Source organism: Arcobacter sp. CECT 8989, from assembly GCF_004116715.1.
Lineage (GTDB): Bacteria > Campylobacterota > Campylobacteria > Campylobacterales > Arcobacteraceae > Halarcobacter.
In genome coordinates this window covers 1-396 of the sequence record NZ_PDKE01000121.1, presented here as the reverse complement: position 1 = coordinate 396, position 396 = coordinate 1, and the positions used below count along the sequence as shown (strand labels likewise).

Here is a 396-nt window from a genome sequence, read left to right as displayed (position 1 = left end):
AATAATCTTTCCAGAGTTTGTTCATCTTGGCACTTAACATCAGGATTAGCTTTCCCTGACAAACCAGATTTCGCTGTTACATCAATATCTGTTTTTATTTTTTGGTATCTTCCTCCTAAAGTTAACTCAAAGTCTTCACCTAAAGGAATCATTGTTTGACCAAAAATAGCTTGTGTTTTACTGTTTGCTTTAGAGTTAGCATCCCCTGTAAAAACTACTCCCATATATATTTGTTCTACTCCATAGGGACCTTGCGATCTATCTTCTTTATCAAAATATAAACCTGTAATCCATTTTATATCCTGGTTTTTACTAGAAAGTCTTAATTCTTGTGACCATGTTTTTAGTTCTGTATAGTTAAACTGCCCTCATCGAGCTCATGTGGAATTTGGAAAA

General features: G+C 33.8%; 1 protein-coding gene. It reads right to left on the bottom strand.

Annotated elements, in window-relative coordinates; all coding sequences use genetic code 11:
* The coding region (locus CRV02_RS14665; RefSeq protein ID WP_258239343.1) for a TonB-dependent receptor at positions 1 to 290 on the bottom strand (290 nt) is incomplete at its 3' end.
* Between the last annotated feature and the right edge of the window lie 106 nt (positions 291 to 396).